Below are 16,813 nucleotides of genomic sequence, written 5' to 3' on the forward strand. Positions count from 1 at the left end.
AATAGTTCCTATTTTTAGAATTTTTAAGTATAATTTGAGGTAAGTACTACATTAGAATGATTATAAAGAAGAAAGAGGGTTTTACTATGCGTCGTGAAGAACCGACTAAATTAACTGGTTTATTTGGTCATCCTATTGGAGATCGTGAAAACACAGCAACAGCGGGCCCACGTGGTCCATTATTAATGCAGGACCCATACTTCTTAGAACAAATGTCCCACTTTGATCGTGAAGTGATTCCAGAAAGACGTATGCATGCGAAAGGCTCAGGTGCGTTTGGTACATTTACCGTGACCAATGATATCACACAATATACAGCAGCCAAGATTTTTTCTGAAGTTGGGAAAAAGACTGAAATGTTTGCGCGCTTTTCTACTGTAGCAGGTGAACGTGGTGCGGCGGATGCCGAACGTGATATTCGAGGCTTCGCATTAAAATTTTATACGGAAGAAGGCAACTGGGACTTAGTAGGTAATAATACGCCAGTATTTTTCTTCAGAGATCCAAAACTATTTGTGAGTTTAAATCGCGCAGTGAAACGTGATCCTAGAACAAATATGCGTAGTGCACAAAACAATTGGGACTTTTGGACTTCTTTACCTGAAGCATTACATCAAGTGACGATTTTAATGACTGACCGTGGTATTCCAAAAGGCTACCGTCATATGCATGGCTTTGGCTCACATACGTACGGCATGATTAATGCGAATAACGAGCGTGTATGGGTGAAATTCCATTTCCGTACACAACAAGGTATTGAAAATATTCAACCGGAAGAAGCGGCAAAAATTGTCGGTGAAGATCGTGAATCGTCACAACGAGACTTATACAATGCGATCGAAAACGGGGATTTTCCAAAATGGAAAATGTACATTCAAGTGATGACAGAAGAACAAGCTAAACATCACAAAGACAATCCATTTGATTTAACAAAAGTATGGTTTAAAGATGAATATCCTCTCATTGAAGTGGGGGAATTCGAATTGAATCGTAACCCAGATAACTATTTCCAAGATGTAGAACAAGCAGCATTTGCACCTACAAACATTATTCCAGGTATTGATTTCTCACCTGATAAAATGTTACAAGGTCGCTTATTTTCATATGGGGATGCTCAACGTTATCGTTTAGGCGTCAATCACTGGCAAATTCCTGTTAACCAACCAAAAGGTGTTGGAGTGAATAATATTTGCCCATTTAGTCGCGATGGTCAAATGCGTATTTTAGATGGTAACCAAGGTAGTCAAACGCATTATTATCCAAATAGTTATGGTGTACACGAAAGTCAACCAGAATTCAAACGTCCACCACTTGAACTTTATGGAGATGCATACGAACATAATTTTAGAGAAGATGATGATAATTATTTCGAACAACCAGGTAAATTGTTCCGATTACAATCACCAGAACAACAACAACGTATGTTTAAAAATACAGCAGACGAAATGGAAGGTACTACTGATGAAGTAAAACATCGTCACATTCGCCATTGTTACCAAGCAGATCCTGATTACGGCAAAGGGGTTGCCGAAGCGTTGGGCATGTTAGATCAATTAGACTATATTTTAGCGGGAATTAAATAAGTTATAAAAGGGGCGCTTCTATGAAGTTGCCCTTTTTTAAGTTTCATTTACGATGCACATCATCTGAAATAAAACCTTTTTATAGAAAAGTAAATGCGTCAGTGATTAAATCTTGTAATTACTATAGTATTTAAGAAAATCTGCTAACCACTATCGACATTACTCATAATCATTCTTAGTAGAGGGTATAACCTTTCAATGTGTGGTACTTATGTAAAGTATGACATCACTATAATGATGTCATAGGCTTAAAGTTTGCAAAGTGCATTAAAAAAGCCACAACACCGAATTTTCGGGCTGTAGCTTACGTCGTATTTTGATGAGTTGGTGTTTCGTAACTGCTTAAATCAACTTATTATTTTGTTTCTCTGTGTAACGTATGTTTATTTAATCTTGGGCAATATTTCATCATTTCGATACGCTCAGGATTCGTACGTTTGTTTTTCGTAGTGATGTAGTTACGGTCACCACATTCAGTACATGCTAATGTCACATTAACGCGCATTGGGTCGACCTCCTTTTAAATTGAAACTATTACGATTTGTTATTTTATCATGTTTTGAACGCTTTGCCAACAGTTATTTATACCATATTTTAATTATTATAAAAATCATCCTTGATTCAGAATAAAAGGATATGCTATGATTTAAATCGTAATAATTACGATTTGATAATGAAGGAGAGATAGATATGGCAAAAAAATCTAAAATTGCCAAAGAACAAAAGCGTGAAGCATTAGTAGCGAAATACGCTGATTTAAGACGTGAACTTAAAGCGAAAGGAGATTATGAAGCATTAAGAAAATTACCTAGAGATTCTTCACCAACACGTTTAACACGTAGATGTAAAGTGACAGGTCGTCCTAGAGGTGTATTACGTAAATTTGAAATGTCACGTATTGCTTTTAGAGAGCATGCACACAAAGGACAAATTCCTGGTGTGAAAAAATCAAGCTGGTAAGAACCTTTTATTTACTTTATTGCAAATAGATAGTATATTATCTTTTGGAATAAATTTATAAGGGGTTTAGAAGAATGAAAATTTTTGATTACGAAGATATTCAACTCATACCGAATAAAAGCATTGTGAAAAGTCGTTCCGAAATTGATACATCTATTCAATTTGGCCCAAAACGTTTTAAATTACCAGTTGTTCCAGCCAATATGCAAACGGTAATGAATGAAACGTTAGCAGAGTGGTTCGCTGAAAATGATTACTTCTATATAATGCACCGTTTTGATGAAGCTGCACGTTTGCCTTTCGTTAAAAAAATGAAAGATAAAGGATTGTTTGCCTCCATTTCTGTAGGTGTAAAAGAAGGAGAATTCAAATTTATTGAATCACTTAAAGAAGCAGATCTTTCACCAGAATACATCACAATTGATATCGCACATGGTCATTCAGATCAGGTGATTGAAATGATTCAGCATATTAAAAAATTATTACCTGAAGTATTTGTGATCGCAGGTAATGTTGGTACGCCAGAAGGTGTGCGTGAACTTGAAAATGCTGGTGCAGATGCAACCAAAGTGGGTATAGGCCCGGGGCGTGTATGTATTACGAAAATTAAAACAGGTTTTGGTACAGGTGGATGGCAACTTGCTGCAGTGAATCATTGTAGTAAAGCAGCACGCAAACCTATTATTGCCGATGGTGGTATTCGTACGCACGGTGATATCGCTAAATCTGTTCGTTTTGGTGCTTCGATGGTTATGATTGGCTCTTTATTTGCAGCTCATGATGAGTCTCCAGGTGAAACAGTAGAAGTTGATGGTAAAAAGTATAAAGAATATTTTGGAAGTGCATCAGAATATCAAAAAGGTGAACGTAAAAATGTTGAAGGCAAAAAGATGTTTGTAGAACATAAAGGTTCACTCAAAGATACCCTTACTGAGATGCAAGAGGACTTACAAAGTTCTATCTCTTATGCGGGTGGTAAAGATATCGGTGCACTACGAAAAGTAGATTATGTGATTGTAAGAAATTCGATTTTCAACGGTGATAGAGACTAAAAAATAGGAGTGGATTTCTATTAAATCATTCATATCTTTTCTCATACTAGGTTTTGGCATTGTATTAACGATTCCGGTTCAACCTACAGATGCGACACAAAAATTGTCGCAACCTGTTACTACCAAAGTAGATCAACTTGTTGACAGTAATAAATCACATACAGCATTAAAGACCCCAGATCAACAAGCGTTTGCGATACGCAACATTCAGATTAACATGTCACAAAAAGATGTAGAGGCGAAACTCGGTAAAGCATCAGCTGTACTTGATAATGAATATGGTACAAAATGGCATGTATATCATAACAAGTTTAATGACTTTATCTTAGTAAGTTATATTAATGGTAAAGTTCATGGTTTATTTACGAATCAAAATATCATTACTTCTAAATCAGGTATTAAATACAACACACCACAAAATGTGGTACGTGAAAAATTAGGTAAACCTTTAGAAGGAATCAAAAAAGGGAATACATTATATCGTCAAAATAATGATGAATATGATGTATTTGAAAAAGATGGTATCTATACAACAGCATTTTATGATAAACATCGTAGTAATCAGTTAACTGCGCTTTTACAAGTAAGTAAAGAGATGGAAAACAGATTAAATGGTCAGTATGGTGCCCCTTCAAAAGGTTTAGCTCAAAGTTATGAAAAACTAGACTATTATTTAGTCAATGCAACACGTGTTCAAAACAATTTAAAAACATTAAATTACTCTGAAGCGTTAGCTGACACTGCACGTAAACATAGTCATGATATGGCAGTGAATCAGTACTTTGACCATACGAATTTAAAAGGTGAATCACCTTTTGATCGTATAAAAAAAGATGGACATCAGTATAGAACAGCAGCAGAAAATCTCGCTTATGGTCAACAAAGCGCAATTTTTGCGCACCAAGGGTTGATGAATTCTACTGGTCATCGAAAAAACATTCTACATCCTAATGTATCTACACTTGGTGTAGGTGTTGACTTCAATAAAAACAAACAACCTTATTGGACTGAAAATTATACTGGATAATGTTTAACACCGTTTAATATTGGGAAAAAATCAATCAAATGAGGTTGATAGTATGAATACTTATAATATGAAAGTTCAAGATATGCCCAATATCGAACAACAAACTAAGGATATTCTAGAACGTGTTAAAGAAATATTAAATAAGAAAGAAGCGTAAGGCGATAGCTATCGTCTTACGCTTTTCTTATTTATATAAAGTGGAATACTATTAAATGGAATAGCTATGAAAAGCTATGAAAGGACCTAGACTGAAATAAGATAAAGTACCTAATAACATAATATGAACGAAACTTAATTGCTAGTGTTATTAAAGAATATAAAATTAATGTTGACAAGGATTTTGGAATGTATGATGATTTGATTATTAATATTCATTTTGATTAAATAGTGTCATCATGAATAAACTCCTTTTTAGCATTGAACGAGTAGTGATCGAAAAGGATATCAATAACCTATCTAAATAATGAATGTGTAACTTATATCAAGGACGTGAGTTTATTTATATGAAATAACTATTAAAATATGGTGATCCATTATTTAATAAAGAGGATGTTTAACTTTAATTGAGCGAAAAAGTTTAAGCCAAAAATCATTTTGAAGCTAAACTATTAATGATGCTGATTTAAATATTAGTTTAAAAAGGGCAAAAGTTAATCATCTGAAATCAAAAGTAATAAACAAAAGGCAACAATCCAAAATGTATTGAGATGGGTGTAAGAGATGAATAAACAAAAGCTAAATGGCACGATAGAACATGTACATAAAAATTTTAGATACAAAATATATAAGTCAGATCAAGGTATTTTTATTGTAGATTTACACTAGAATTTAGTATCATATGCGATTCCATTTTTAAATTGGTTGCCGTTAAAAGCGGTTAAATTAACTAAAGAGGAATATTATAGTTTGAAAACGAGTATTCATCATAATAAGGTAAATAAAAATTATATATATTCAATAGGAGGAATAAGTGTTTTACTCTCTACACTTTTGAGACCGCTCAGTAATGAACTTGGACATACTATCAGTTTTTTTACATCGATTTTATTTGTGACTGTAGTAATGCTTTTTCTCATAATTGTTCACTACTATTTTCGAAAAAGATTAGAAATTCAAGATATGAATTTTGAAATGACTCATTTTAAAATAAGAGTAATCCCACTATGGAAGTTTAAGGCGATTTATATTTTAGGGTATTTATTTTTCTGGCTTCTTTTTATAATGCCTTTAATATTAATAGTTTATGAAAATTTATTTAACTTAGTTCTTGCAATGATGTTTATCATATTTTCTTTTTGTACAAGCTTAGCTAATTCAGCAGCATGCTCGATTGGTAAGGTCAAAGCAGTACTTTATGTGAAAGATTAAAATAGATGAGTTTACAGAAAAATGTTAATAAAAGTGATTTGTTAATGAGTAAGACAGGATGGGATTAAAGTATGACAAAGTGCAAATTGACAGGACGAATTGATGATGTGAAGCATAATGTAAGATATAAATTACTACATGTTAATAATGAATTTTATTTGATAGATTTACAAAAAAACATACTCTCTTACGTTTTTCCAATGATTAATTGGTTTCCAAAATCTTGTTATAAAATTGATTCTGAAGCATACGAAAAGTTATTAAATAAAGGCGTACATAAAAAAAGTAACACTAGTATGATCATGGGTTGCATCGTATTGTTTTCAGTGCTACTAAGGCCATTACTAAAATATGTCTATGCTCCCATTAGTGTGTTTGTAGGTATTTCTATGGTATTAGTTGCTTTAACATTAACAGTAATCTTGCAACTTTTTTTCAGAAAGAAAACTGAAATATTTAAATCAAACCTCCCTACAACATGTAAATTAACAATCATTCCAAAGCTCAAACACCTTATCTATTTCATTATTTTTTATGTCTATAGTATTTTATTTTTATCAATAGGATATACTATGCTGTTTGTTTACAAAGAAATCAACTATATCATGTATTTGGCATGGTTTTTACAAATGATTATTTTTACGTTTATTAATATTGTTTCTTATAATAAAGAAATTGTAACGGTTAAATTATTAAAAAATGAATAATGAGAGATGTTTTGTTCATAGATACATTTAATAAAAATTACGAGTTAATATTAAATTAAAATATTTAAAGGGAATTTTGATAATCTATTGCAAACCATAATTCAATCATTGGAGTTGGAAAATTTTGAACAAGCATAGGCCTATTGGTCATTTTGAAAATTTAAATAAAAATTTGAGGTATAAATTATGGAAGTCTGATGAAGGTATATTTTTAGTTGATTTACAAAAAAATATTCTTCCTTATTTGTTCCCAATGATTAATTGGTTGCCGTTAAATGCGTATAAATTAATTGAGGAAGAATATCATTAATATGTAATTAAGAAAATGAATACAGACAATCGCTCAGCACTCGCTTCTATCGGAGCAGGTCTGGCAGTATTTCTTTCATCAGTATTAAGGCCAATTGTTAATAAAACAATGGATACGATTCAACTTTCAACAGCGAAATTAATAGTCATACTGTCATTCATTTTAGTTGCCATAGTGCAAATGATAATTTGAAAAAGGTCCGAAATTTCATGGTTTAAATCAAGTGAAAAACAATACAAACTAAGAATTCTTAATACGTTAAAAACTAAACTGCTCATTATTAGTGGTTATTTAATGGGTCTATTCGCATTATCTATGACATTAACCATTATCTTACTATATAATGATTTTAATTTTATTATTGGTATTATACATCTAATTTTCCTTATATTTTTTAGCTTTTTAAGCTATGCTACTGTAAAAGTTGGAGTATCTGAAGCTATAATCTATAAAAAAAAATAACGTTCTATTTTAAATACATAATAAGCTAATGCTTTGATGTAACTAAAGGGATTGGAGATATTTATGAAAACAATTGGAAGTATTATATATTTAAAAGAAGGTTCACAAAAATTAATGATTATTAATCGTGGTCCTATTGTAGAAATAGATGATAAAAAATATATGTTTGATTATTCCGCGTGTAAATATCCTTTAGGGGTTGTTGAAGATCAAATTTATTATTTCAATGAAGAAAATATTGATAAGGTTGTCTTTGAAGGCTATGTAGATGAAGAAGAGACGAGATTTCAAGAATTATTTGTAGAAATGAAAAGTCAGTTGCCTTCTGAAATTAAACAAGGCGTTGTACCACAAGAACAATTCGGTTTAAATTAAAAAATATGATAAGAAAAACACCATCCGCAAATTAGGGATGGTGTTTTTATATAAGCAAAGGAGATCACATTGAATTACAGTTCTCTAAATAGGCCTACAACTTTACCTAGCACAGTGACGTGTTCTAAGTAGATAGGATCTAAACTACTATTTTCAGGTTGTAAACGATAACGATTTTTTTCTTTATAAAAACGTTTCACTGTGGCTTCATCATCTTCCGTCATCGCTACGATGATATCGCCATTTTCTGCGATTGATTGACTTCTTACGATTACTTTATCGCCATCTAAAATACCAGCTTCAATCATACTGTCTCCTACAACATTTAAAATAAAGATTTGGCCATTATGTGTAGAAGTAAAGTGTTCAGGCAGTGGGTAATATTCTTCAACATTTTCTACAGCAGTAATCGGCGTACCAGCGGTAACTTTACCGATAACGGGTACATAAATTGTTTCTTCCATATTTACTGGTTCACCCATGAGCTCACTTACGATTTCGATTGCTCGAGGTTTTGTAGGGTCACGACGGATGTAGCCTTTCTCTTCAAGGCGTGATAAGTGACCGTGAACAGTTGAACTTGAAGCTAATCCAACTGCTTCTCCTATTTCTCGAACACTTGGCGGGTATCCTTTTGTTTGAACAATATGCTTAATAAATTCAAATATTTCTTCTTGTCTTTTTGTCAGTTCTCTCATCTGATTGCACTCCTTTGCTTGATTTATGTACATTATAGCATAGTTATCCGAACAGAACAAACATTTGTTCGTTTTGATGTTGACATAGAACATTCGTTCTGTTAAAGTGAATACACAAACAAATGTTCTAGGAGATGTTGATAATGATTAAAGTTAAATTAAATGAAATATATCTGTATTTATCAGTGTTTGTTGTTTCTATGATTATCTTTTTCGTGTTTTTTATTATGACTAGCCAAACTGCGCATACAGAACAAACGTACGAAATGACTGATCATCAAATTAATTCTAACCAAACAGAACACGTACAAAAATACGAACAAAAGTCTAATGATCAACAAAGTGTGCTCGCTGTGACAGTTCGATAAATTTAAAACCGAACATTTGACATAAAGACATAGAAATGAGGCGCACGGTAATGAGACTATACACAATTCAATATAAAGGTTTTATAAGGACGATGTGAAATGATGAATGACGTTTCACATTGTCTTTTTTTATTCAGCTTATAAGTCAGAGTGGTTGGTTTTATGCATCTTTTCTGTTATATTTTGTAGAGAATATTGACGGAGGTTTTCAATTATGCTTAGTCAAGAAAAATTACAACGTATTAATGCACTCGCTAAGAAAAAGAAAAGTGAAGGTTTGACTGAAGTTGAAGCAAAAGAACAATCACGCTTAAGAAGTGAATATCTTGCTTCATTTCGTAATAGTTTTAAAAATCAAATCGAACATACGAAGGTGATTGATCCTGAGGGTAACGACGTGACACCTAGCAAATTAAAAGAAATTCAAAAGCAAAATCATACACGTCATTAGTTCTCTATAAATACAAATGAAATTATAGGTTTTATCCGCGTATATAAGGTATAATAACCCTAGTAGCGAATAGAAAGGAAGTCATAATATGTTTGGACAAAAAGACACACATGCAGTAAATACCATCCGTGCGCTTAGCATTGATGCAATTGAGAAAGCGAATTCTGGTCACCCTGGTTTACCAATGGGTGCCGCGCCAATGGCTTACACACTTTGGACGCAACATTTAAATTTTAATCCTAATTCTAATACGTATTTCAACCGCGATCGTTTTGTTTTATCTGCGGGTCATGGTTCTGCACTTTTATATAGCTTGCTTCACGTTTCTGGTGGCTTAGAATTAGAAGAGTTAAAGCAATTTAGACAATGGGACTCTAAAACACCAGGACATCCTGAATACAACCATACAAAAGGTGTAGAAATTACAACAGGGCCATTAGGTCAAGGTTTTGCGATGTCAGTGGGTATGGCAATGGCTGAAAAACACTTAGCTGCCAAATTCAATCAAGACGATATTTCTGTTGTAGATCATTATACTTACGTATTAGCCTCTGATGGCGATTTAATGGAAGGGATTTCTCACGAAGCTGCATCTTTAGCGGGTCATTTAAAATTAGATAAACTTATCACGTTATATGACTCAAATGATATTTCCTTAGACGGTAAAACGAACAAATCATTCTCTGAAGATATTAAGAAGCGTTTTGAAGCGTATGGATGGAATCATATCATGGTTACTGATGGTAATGATATGGAAGCCATCAATAACGCTATTGTAGAAGCAAAATCTCAAGAAGGACCTACAATCATTGAAGTGAAAACAATTATTGGTTATGGTTCTCCTAATAAATCTAACAGTCACAGTTCTCATGGTGCACCACTAGGTGAAGAAGAACGTGAGTTAACTTTCAAAAATTATGAATTAGACGCGACTCAAACATTCCAAGTGGATGATAGTGTGTATGAAATCTTTAATGAAACGATGATTAAACGTGCAGACGAACATGAAGCTGCATGGAAAAAAGATTTAGAAGCATATGCTGAAAAATATCCTGAACTTGCGAAAGAGTTTAAATTAGCCATTGCAGGAGAATTACCTGAAAACTATGACGAAGCGTTACCACGTTTTGAGTTAGGTCACAAAGCGGCTTCTCGTGCAGATTCTGGAGAAATCATTCAAGCCATCGGTAAATCCGTACCTTCATTCTTCGGTGGTTCAGCTGACTTAGCGTCATCAAATAAATCGAACGTTAAAGCTGAAGGCGACTTCTCTGCAGAAGATGGCACTGGTAAAAATGTCTGGTTTGGTGTACGTGAATTTGCGATGGCAGCTGCAGTGAATGGTATGGCAGCACACGGGGGGTTACATCCTTATGGCGCTACTTTCTTTGTATTTAGCGATTACCTAAAACCAGCACTACGTTTATCTTCAATTATGGGAGTGCGTTCAACGTTCATTTTCACACATGATTCGATTGCAGTTGGTGAAGATGGTCCAACACACGAACCAATTGAGCAATTAGCTGGTTTACGTGCTATTCCTAACTTAAACGTGATTCGTCCAGCCGATGGCAATGAAACACGTGTTGCATGGAAAGTTGCATTAGAATCTAATAACACGCCTACAGCGCTTGTATTAACACGTCAAGGATTACCAGTGTTAGATGTTGAAGAATCAAAACTTGAAGAAGGTGTACGTAAAGGGGCTTACGTTGTGTATGAAACAGAAAAAGCACCAGAATACGTATTGTTAGCTACAGGTTCTGAAGTGAGCTTAGTGGTTGAGGTTGCGAAAGATCTTGAACAACGTGGAAAAGGTGTACGTGTGGTATCAATGCCAAACTGGCACGCATTTGAACAACAACCAAAAGCTTATCAAGAAGAGGTATTACTTCCAGAAGTGTCTAAACGTGTTGCAGTTGAAATGGGCGCAACGCTTGGTTGGCACAAATATGTTGGTATGAAAGGCATTGTTGTCGGTATTGACCGTTATGGTGCAAGTGCGCCTGGTGACTTAGTAGTTGAAAAATATGGTTTCACTAAAGAAAATATTCTTTCACAAATCGAAGCACTTTAATCATTTTTAATTTTGTAAATGATGTCATTCATCACGTATGCTTAATCGGGACTTCCACCCACATTATAGATTATTAAGAAAGGATAGAGGGCGAGACGTTAATGTCCGCTCTCTATTTTCATGAAAGTATTGGAATGACCTTGAAAACTTGAACCAATTTTAGTAAAATGCAAAAGGATAGAGAAAGTGGGTGAAATAATGGCTACATGGTTGGCAATCGTATTAATTGTACTTGCACTTATCATTGGACTTGTAGGTGGCTTTTTCCTCGCACGTAAATATATGATGGATTATTTAAAGAAAAATCCTCCAATTAACGAAGAAATGTTACGTATGATGATGATGCAAATGGGTCAAAAACCATCACAGAAAAAAATTAATCAAATGATGACAATGATGAATAAAAACATGGACAAAAAGTTTTAATGTCCAACTTTTAAATGATGAAAAAGAGATTCGGATCTGAGATGATTTCCGAATCTCTTATTTTATTTATATATGGTATGATATAGGGCAATTCAATAACGTATCGGTATTCAATATGATATAATACGCTTATTACTGGTGAGCTATAAAGGAGATTTACATATGACGTTTTTAGTATTTTCTATCCTCGTCGCATTTTTTATGAGCGCTGTCGTCATTTTTATTCGTGTAAAAGCGCAAAAATATCCTGTCAACACTAAAAAAATTATGTTACCACCATTATTTATGGCAACAGGCGCATTGATGTATGTGGTACCATATTTTAGACTAACGGGTTTAGAAATTTTAGAATCCGTTATCGTAGGATTTATTTTTTCATCAATTTTAATCTTTACGTCACACTTTGAAGTAAAAGACCAACAAATATATTTAAAAAAATCTAAAGCATTCCCTATTATATTAGTATCATTACTAATTATGCGTACAATTTTAAAAGTTTATATCGGTAACTCAGTCCATCCTGGGGAGTTAGCAGGTATGTTTTTCTTATTAGCATTTAGTATGTTATTACCATGGCGCGTTGCCATGTTATTACGTTATAGAAGTATTAAACGTCAACTAGGAAATGCCTCTTAAATTTTATAAGTGATAAACCGGGCTTTTTAACACATCATGAAGATGGTTGTGAAATAAAGCTCGGTTTTTACTTGCATGCAAGTCATGTATTCATTAAAATAAAATAGAACAAATGTTCTGGAGTGATATGATGAAAGTGATACATACAGCAGATTGGCACTTGGGAAAAGTGTTGAATGGACACACGTTTCTAGAGGATCAAGCCGATATCTTAGAGAAACTGGTCGATAAAGTTGAACGTGAGCAACCCGATGTTATGGTTATTGCAGGTGATATATTTGATACTGCCATGCCAAGTAAACGGGCCATCGAGCTTATGGAACGTACGATAGCACGCTTAAACATCGATTTAAAGATACCAATGATTATTACAAGTGGGAACCATGATGGTAAAGAGCGCCTACGCTACGGTGCCCATTGGTTCAAACAGAATCAGCTCTATATTCGTACAGCATTAATAGACTTTGAGGAACCCATTATATTTGGAAATGTGTGTTTTTATACGTTACCATTTTTCACGTTAGCAGAAGCAAGAGCATTTTTAGGTACAGAAATAACTACATATGAAGAAGCTGTCACACAACTTGTTGAACGTATTAAACCGCAGATAGATTCTTCAAAGCAAAATGTATTGATTGGACATTTTACTATATTCGGTGCACCAAAAAGTGATTCTGAAAGGGAACTCACCGTTGGGACGATTGAAAGTGTGCGTTCACATTGTGTGGCGTTATTTGATGCAGTGATGTTAGGGCATATTCATCATCCTTTTGCTTTAAATCAGAGTCATATTTATTACAGTGGGTCTTTATTACAATATTCATTTTCTGAAGTCAATCAGCCAAAAGGTATCCGCTGTTTCACTTTTAATAAAGAGGATTACTCTCAAAATTTTATACCGTTGTCACCACGTAGAAAGCTGCAATATGTTGAAACCACGTATGATGATGCTGTGAATGGACGTTTTGCACATGACAATAAAGAAGATTATTTCCATTTCAGTTTATCTGAGCTTGAAATGATCAAAGATCCCATGCAACAGCTTAAAAAAATGTTTCCGAATACCTTGGCACTGACACAACAAGTATATGTATCGACAACGCATGTCAATGCATCTCACAATATTAAAAAGATGAAACCTCTTGAAATTATAGACACATTTTATAAAGAACTGATGGATGAAACGCTAGATGACATTCAAACTAAAGAAGTTGAAACATTTTTAAATCAATATGGAGAGGAGGAATAAAGATGAAGCCCATTCGGTTAACTATAGAAAATTTTGGGCCGTTTTTGAAGGAAAATATTGATTTTACACAAATAGAAACCAATCAGCTTTTTTTAATTAGTGGTAAAACGGGCTCAGGTAAAACAATGATTTTTGATGCAATAGTCTATGCATTATATGGTAGAGCATCGACAACGGCACGTGAAGTAGCACAATTACGCAGTCATTTTGCCCCTCCAGAAGAACCACTCAAAGTCATCTATGAATTTGACATGCATCATCAACGCTATAAAGTGATTCGTTCCGCATCATTTACAAAACCTAATAAAAAAAGCGAAACGCCCGGGATTTTAGAAGTTTATAAACTTGAGGATGACCATTTTGTCCTTCAAGAAAGTAAAATTAATGCAGGCAATGCATACTTGCAATCGTTAATGAACTTAAAGGTTGATCAATTTCGCCAATTATTTATACTACCTCAAGGTGAGTTTAAATCATTTCTTGTGTCTAAAAGTCAGGATAAGCAAACCATTTTGCGAACATTATTTAATACAGTCATGTATGAAGATTTAAAAAATACTTTGAAAGAAAAAACAAAATCTATTCAAGACGACATGGATAAAACGTATGATCGATTGCGGACCTGCTGGCAAGATATGTATGCACTTGATAATGAAACTTTAAAACATTATCTTGAGACGGATGTCTCTCAATATGCACAAATTGAAACATATTTATCTGAGTTTAACATGATTGGTCTCCAAGAAGTGTCACAGTTATCATCTGAAAAAGAAAAGATTGAACAACAAATGAAGCATGTTCAAACGCAAATCGATCAAGAAACTATGAGACAACAACTTTGTAGCGAATTAAAAGAAGTTGAGCATCAAAGATTGTCTTTAAAAGAACAAAGTGATGAAATCAAGCAACTCGAACAGAAATTACATATATTAAAAGAAAGCCAATTGGCTATACATGCATTAACTGAACTAGAGCAGTTGCAACAAGATATGAATGATAATAAAGAGAAGCTTGCTGTCTTAGATAATCAAATGAAAGCGTACCAACAAGAGTTGAATACTTATCATCAAAAAAGTGATCAACTTGAAGCCAAACAAACAGATATGGATACTAAACTAGAAACACTAAAGACAACACATCATTATATTCAACATGAAAAAGACATTATTCAAGCATTTGAGGATGAGACAGCATTATTAAAACAAAACGAAAACTTAAATCATATATTAGAAAAAGTGCGAGCACAACTCGAACAGATCAAAGCAGAATTAGACACTTTAGCTACAGATTTTTCAAAACTCGATGAATATAAAGAAACTCAGTTTTCGTTAAGAAGAGAGTTAGATAAGATTGACGGTATTGAACAGCAATATAAACGTAAGTGTGAGCTTGATAAACAACGCCATGAATTAACAGCATCTTTGACAGCGTCAGAGCAACATATTGAACAGTTAGCCTCACAAAAGCATGAGATTACTGAAAGCGCTCAATCAATGGCATCACATGATGACATGATTCAAACATTACGTGCCACGTTATCTATATCGGAGCCGTGCCCTGTATGTGGCCAAATTGTCCATGATACAAATGCCGGTGAAGACATGGAGCTAGTTAAAAAACAGTTAGAAGAAAACGAACAAATAGAGGCAAAGGTTCGTCAAATTGCAACATCTATGATTGAACAACAAACAACGCTAAAACATATTGATCTTCAATTGAAGGAATTAGAGTCTATTGAGGATCCGGAACATCAAAAGCAAGCGTGTCTCAAACAAAAAGCGCACAATGCGTCACTTATCAAAGAGTTAACGGCAAAACAACAACAAGTTGAAAACTTAAACGACAAGAAACAACGTTTAGAAGAAAATGCTCAACAATTAAAAAGTGATATCACTAAGAATAATTACGCGCATGACCATGCTAAAGAAAAAGTAATGCAATTTAAGCAAACGACACAATTCGATGATTTTTATACCTTTAAAACAGCTTATGAAAAACTTGAAAAAGAAGTAAATGCGTTTCAAAAGGAACGTGATGTACTTAAAACGAACATTCAAACAGTAAATGAACAATTAATGATTATCAAAAATGATATTAAACATCAAGATGCACAACATCAATCTAATCAAAAACGGTATGCTAAGGTGGACGCTACTGTCCAAGAAGAAATGCGTAAATTAAACGTAGACTCGTTAACACAATTACGTCAATTAACAACTGAAGCTGAGCATATAGAAGCATATCAAAAACGTATTGAGACATTTCACAAAGATATGCAAAAATGGACGACACAAAGAGATACGCTGTCACAAAAATTAAAAGGCTTGCCTGAAAATAATCTTCAAGCACTTCAACTCGAAAGCGAGCATATACAAAATGCCTTGAATGCTGTCACTAAGCAATACAATGAAACTGCATTTCAAGTTCAAGAAAATAAGAAGAAAATTCATAAAATAGAAGAAATCATTGAATATATTCAGCAATCCTTAATACAACATCGCGCAATTTTTAATTTATCTGAAGTGATTTCTGGAAAAAACAATCTCAAGTTAACGTTAGAAAATTATGTTTTAATCTATTATTTGGAACATATTTTAGATGCTGCAAATAAACGACTTCGCCATATGACGGGACAACGTTATGAATTGGTACGTAAAATTGATAAGGGTCGTGGATACAGTGGTTTAGAAATTGAAGTGTTTGACTATTATTCTAATCAAGCGCGTCATATAACCTCGCTTTCAGGTGGTGAGACGTTTCAAGCATCTCTTGCTTTAGCATTAGGTTTAAGTGAAATTGTTCAAAATGAACAAGGGGGCATTTCGCTAGATGCGATGTTTATCGATGAAGGGTTTGGAACGTTAGACCAAGAAACGCTAGAGACGGCGCTAGACACTTTAATCCAATTACAGGCGACAGGGCGTCTCGTTGGCATTATTTCCCATGTCACAGAACTCAAAAATAGAATTCCAACTATATTAGAAGTCAATGCGAAAAATTATCAAAGTTCTACATCTTTAACTTTCAATGAATAACGGTACTATTAATTAAATAGAAAAAGCGG

The 16,813-nt window shown here is 33.7% G+C and carries 18 protein-coding genes; 16 read left to right on the forward strand and 2 right to left on the reverse strand.

Going from position 1 to position 16,813, the window contains the following annotated elements; all coding sequences use genetic code 11:
* The first annotated feature begins 86 nt into the window (after nucleotides 1-86).
* Complete coding sequence (locus GJE18_RS04890; protein WP_060550969.1) at nucleotides 87-1,583, forward strand: catalase; 1,497 nt, start codon at nucleotides 87-89, stop codon at nucleotides 1,581-1,583.
* A gap of 355 nt (nucleotides 1,584-1,938) precedes the next feature.
* Here GJE18_RS04890 and rpmG read toward each other — a convergent pair whose 3' ends face one another.
* A complete protein-coding gene (rpmG, locus tag GJE18_RS04895; RefSeq protein ID WP_014613994.1) occupies nucleotides 1,939-2,088 on the reverse strand; it encodes a 50S ribosomal protein L33 in 150 nt (49 codons plus the stop codon).
* 185 nt (nucleotides 2,089-2,273) lie between these two features.
* Here rpmG and rpsN point away from each other — a divergent pair, with 185 nt between their 5' ends.
* From rpsN to GJE18_RS04935, 8 genes are all read left to right on the forward strand, one after another.
* Nucleotides 2,274-2,543, forward strand: coding sequence for a 30S ribosomal protein S14 (gene rpsN / locus GJE18_RS04900; RefSeq protein WP_037564504.1), 270 nt, complete (start codon nucleotides 2,274-2,276; stop codon nucleotides 2,541-2,543).
* A gap of 74 nt (nucleotides 2,544-2,617) precedes the next feature.
* Nucleotides 2,618-3,595, forward strand: a complete 978-nt coding sequence (gene guaC / locus GJE18_RS04905; protein WP_039645901.1) for a GMP reductase — start codon at nucleotides 2,618-2,620, stop codon at nucleotides 3,593-3,595.
* A 13-nt stretch (nucleotides 3,596-3,608) separates the two neighbouring features.
* Nucleotides 3,609-4,622, forward strand: coding sequence for a CAP domain-containing protein (locus GJE18_RS04910; RefSeq protein ID WP_171509152.1), 1,014 nt, complete (start codon nucleotides 3,609-3,611; stop codon nucleotides 4,620-4,622).
* An 843-nt stretch (nucleotides 4,623-5,465) separates the two neighbouring features.
* Nucleotides 5,466-5,990: a DUF443 family protein gene (locus GJE18_RS04915; protein WP_107368995.1), complete on the forward strand. Its 525-nt coding sequence runs from the start codon at nucleotides 5,466-5,468 to the stop codon at nucleotides 5,988-5,990.
* Between the two features lie 71 nt (nucleotides 5,991-6,061).
* Complete coding sequence (locus GJE18_RS04920; RefSeq protein ID WP_060550971.1) at nucleotides 6,062-6,697, forward strand: DUF443 family protein; 636 nt, start codon at nucleotides 6,062-6,064, stop codon at nucleotides 6,695-6,697.
* Nucleotides 6,698-6,821: 124 nt separating this feature from the next.
* Complete coding sequence (locus GJE18_RS04925; protein ID WP_157952349.1) at nucleotides 6,822-7,007, forward strand: DUF443 family protein; 186 nt, start codon at nucleotides 6,822-6,824, stop codon at nucleotides 7,005-7,007.
* 15 nt (nucleotides 7,008-7,022) lie between these two features.
* A complete protein-coding gene (locus tag GJE18_RS04930) occupies nucleotides 7,023-7,199 on the forward strand; it encodes a hypothetical protein (protein ID WP_157950538.1) in 177 nt (58 codons plus the stop codon).
* 333 nt (nucleotides 7,200-7,532) lie between these two features.
* Nucleotides 7,533-7,844 (forward strand): DUF4176 domain-containing protein, encoded by a 312-nt coding sequence (locus GJE18_RS04935; RefSeq protein ID WP_103345770.1) that lies wholly within the window; start codon nucleotides 7,533-7,535, stop codon nucleotides 7,842-7,844.
* A 74-nt stretch (nucleotides 7,845-7,918) separates the two neighbouring features.
* Here the strand turns inward: GJE18_RS04935 and lexA are convergent, their stop codons facing one another.
* Nucleotides 7,919-8,542: a transcriptional repressor LexA gene (gene lexA / locus GJE18_RS04940; protein ID WP_037564495.1), complete on the reverse strand. Its 624-nt coding sequence runs from the start codon at nucleotides 8,540-8,542 to the stop codon at nucleotides 7,919-7,921.
* A 143-nt stretch (nucleotides 8,543-8,685) separates the two neighbouring features.
* Here lexA and sosA point away from each other — a divergent pair, with 143 nt between their 5' ends.
* The 7 genes from sosA (at nucleotide 8,686) to sbcC (ending at nucleotide 16,784) form a co-directional block, all read left to right on the forward strand.
* Nucleotides 8,686-8,910 carry a DNA damage-induced cell division inhibitor SosA gene (gene sosA / locus GJE18_RS04945; protein WP_060550974.1) on the forward strand — a complete coding sequence of 75 codons (225 nt, stop codon included), beginning with the start codon at nucleotides 8,686-8,688 and terminating at the stop codon, nucleotides 8,908-8,910.
* Nucleotides 8,911-9,124: 214 nt separating this feature from the next.
* Nucleotides 9,125-9,361, forward strand: a complete 237-nt coding sequence (locus GJE18_RS04950; protein WP_060550975.1) for a DUF896 domain-containing protein — start codon at nucleotides 9,125-9,127, stop codon at nucleotides 9,359-9,361.
* 88 nt (nucleotides 9,362-9,449) lie between these two features.
* Nucleotides 9,450-11,438 carry a transketolase gene (tkt, locus tag GJE18_RS04955; RefSeq protein WP_060550976.1) on the forward strand — a complete coding sequence of 663 codons (1,989 nt, stop codon included), beginning with the start codon at nucleotides 9,450-9,452 and terminating at the stop codon, nucleotides 11,436-11,438.
* Between the two features lie 186 nt (nucleotides 11,439-11,624).
* Complete coding sequence (locus GJE18_RS04960) at nucleotides 11,625-11,864, forward strand: YneF family protein (RefSeq protein WP_037564485.1); 240 nt, start codon at nucleotides 11,625-11,627, stop codon at nucleotides 11,862-11,864.
* 162 nt (nucleotides 11,865-12,026) lie between these two features.
* Nucleotides 12,027-12,500 carry a CcdC family protein gene (locus tag GJE18_RS04965; protein ID WP_037564483.1) on the forward strand — a complete coding sequence of 158 codons (474 nt, stop codon included), beginning with the start codon at nucleotides 12,027-12,029 and terminating at the stop codon, nucleotides 12,498-12,500.
* A 130-nt stretch (nucleotides 12,501-12,630) separates the two neighbouring features.
* Entirely contained in the window at nucleotides 12,631-13,749 is a 1,119-nt protein-coding gene (gene sbcD, locus GJE18_RS04970) for an exonuclease subunit SbcD (protein ID WP_060550977.1), read from the forward strand.
* A gap of 2 nt (nucleotides 13,750-13,751) precedes the next feature.
* Nucleotides 13,752-16,784 carry an exonuclease subunit SbcC gene (gene sbcC, locus GJE18_RS04975; RefSeq protein WP_060550978.1) on the forward strand — a complete coding sequence of 1,011 codons (3,033 nt, stop codon included), beginning with the start codon at nucleotides 13,752-13,754 and terminating at the stop codon, nucleotides 16,782-16,784.
* The last annotated feature ends 29 nt before the right edge of the window (nucleotides 16,785-16,813 follow it).

Source organism: Staphylococcus agnetis (genome assembly GCF_011466855.1).
Taxonomy (GTDB): domain Bacteria; phylum Bacillota; class Bacilli; order Staphylococcales; family Staphylococcaceae; genus Staphylococcus; species Staphylococcus agnetis.